At 37.0% G+C, this 2,216-nt stretch carries 2 protein-coding genes; both read right to left on the bottom strand.

Translation table 11 applies throughout. The features are described 5' to 3' along the window. Positions 1 to 283: 283 nt before the first annotated feature. Positions 284 to 805 carry a GNAT family N-acetyltransferase gene (locus BBG47_RS27740; protein WP_065294432.1) on the bottom strand — a complete coding sequence of 174 codons (522 nt, stop codon included), beginning with the start codon at positions 803 to 805 and terminating at the stop codon, positions 284 to 286. A gap of 101 nt (positions 806 to 906) precedes the next feature. Further along, the gene (locus tag BBG47_RS27735) at positions 907 to 1,965 is read right to left on the bottom strand and encodes an ankyrin repeat domain-containing protein (RefSeq protein WP_065294431.1); all 1,059 of its coding nucleotides are present in this window, start codon (positions 1,963 to 1,965) and stop codon (positions 907 to 909) included. Positions 1,966 to 2,216 lie beyond the last annotated feature (251 nt).

Below are 2,216 nucleotides of genomic sequence, written 5' to 3'. Positions count from 1 at the left end.
CAAAGCGTACCTGATCGTTCCCATTGTAGGCGCCTTTCTTATCGACGTGTTTGCCATGCCGATCATCATTACGACGCTGAATTTATTTAAATAGGATACTTGGTGCCCTTTTAGGGATCACCATTCAAAACAATAAGACCTCCAGCCCACGATGTGGAACTGGAGGTTTTGCTGTATTTGCGCAAATGCCATAACTGTTGGTTTGGAATAAATTTTTCCTTCTGAATATTTGTGTTTATTATGGGTCAAGACGTTGAAAGCTTGCATTTCTTTCCGAGAGATCCTATTCTACTATGGATTCTGTTATTTTCTCATCTAGATTTTTAATTGCCAACATCGAATTATTCTGAATGATGCCTGTATCTACAAAACCAAATGATGCGTATAATGTTTTAGCTTTGACATTACTTGTTCGATAAAAGAGGGTTATATATTCTGCTTCCCCATACGGCATATTTTCAATATCCATCAACATTTTTTCAAAAGCAAGTTTGCCATATCCTTTCCCTTGATAACTCTTATCAATCATAATATGCCATATAAAATAGCTCTTCTTCCCGTAAAAATCTTTATTTTCAAATGATTCATGATCCAACGTATCATAAATATACATCAAAAATCCAACCGCAACTCCATTGGCATAAATGGCAATGGGAGCCGCCGCTATCCCATCTGCGTTCAACATATGCGCTTCTGCAAAGCTTCTGAGGTTAGTCGTTTCTATAAAGTCTTTCTGGTTTTCTCCGACTTCAAGTGCTATTACTTCATCTATGTTATCCCCGGTTATTTTTCGTAATTCAATCATTTTTTTATCTCCTCTCTAAGACAAGCCACGTTCACTCATGGCCTAAAATATTCCCATAACTTAGGATTAGCGCTAATTAAAAAATAGACTTCCTCGCTTCCCTATGTCTCGATTTCAGAATCATACTCGAAATTAATAATACGGTCGATATAAATTCCCGGATTGCGTAAGAAGCTTTCCCAAGTCATATCATGCAAAATATATACCCACTCATGTTCAATGTCCACACTGACAAACTTGTTCAAACTTGGGCACCATGTGAAAAAGCCAAATGCGTCATAATTATCTACTTCTAACACGAGATTATACAATTCATAGTCATAATACACGAAACGCACAACATCAAAAATGGTACCTAAAATAAGATACTCGCTGTAATTATCTGATTCAAAATCAATTCGCTTCTCTACGGTTCCTAATTCCTTAATAACTTCTTTAGGCAAGCCACTATTCACTAGCTGTTCCGTTCGTTTTTGATAGTCATGATATTCGGAAGGCTCTTGTAACTTGAGATATTGTTCTAACTCAGCGTATTTATAAATCCTTGAATAGTTGTATGCACGGCACCCTAATTGATCAGTTATTGTAGTGTCAGCCCCGTTTTGAATGAAATATGTAACGGTCTCTAATTGCTCACCCTGCACAGCAGCAATTAGGGGTGTAACGCCATGACAATATGAATGGCTATCCGTTATGTAACAGTTGATGTCCACACCGTTACTTACAAGAAGTTCAATAAAATGTTTTCTGCCGTCATAAGCACAATCGATGAGCGTGTTCTCACCTGTAATTCTTAAATCGATTCCTAAATCAATTAGAGCGTAAGCACCTGTTTCATTGTTGAATGCAAGAGCTCTGCTAAGTGCAGAGTGTCCAACATGATTAATTGCATTTATATCCGCACCCTTAGAAAGCAAATATTCAAATAGACTCCGATCTGCACATCTAGCAGCATTGACCATTACATCACTCGAGAGTAGCGTGCCAAAATCAATGAATAATCTTGCAATTTCAATTTGTTCATAATCAAAAGCACATTCTAAGTAAGAATCATAACAACTCACGGACTGATTTGGGTTTAATCCATCTTGTAAAAGCAATCGAATACGTTCTACGTCACCTTCTTTTATGAGCTTCTCTACTAGTTCGGATTGTTCCATATTATCATTCATCTCCTATTTCACTAGACACAGACACTAAGTATAACTTTTGATCATTTTATTGGAAATAACATTATTTATCATACGTGGCTTAGCATTTACGATGGCCATTAGCTTGGTAAAACAACTATTTTGGATACATTACATCAACTAGTGGTTGACCTTAACACCAGTGTCAGGGTTTATAATGAAAAAGAATCATTCATGAAGGGGATTTGAACATGAGAATCGGGGAACTTTCCGCCCGAACT

It is taken from the genome of Paenibacillus sp. KS1, from assembly GCF_001680695.1.
Classification (GTDB): Bacteria; Bacillota; Bacilli; order Paenibacillales; family Paenibacillaceae; genus Paenibacillus_B; species Paenibacillus_B suaedae.
The sequence above is the reverse complement of the archived record's forward strand: the minus strand, read 5'-3'. Positions and strand labels throughout refer to the sequence as shown.

Coding starts and splice junctions, on each gene's coding strand:
- BBG47_RS27740 (WP_065294432.1), bottom strand. CDS start 805: ATGATTGAATTACGAAAAATAACCGGGGATAACATAGATGAAGTAATA.
- BBG47_RS27735 (WP_065294431.1), bottom strand. CDS start 1,965: ATGGAACAATCCGAACTAGTAGAGAAGCTCATAAAAGAAGGTGACGTA.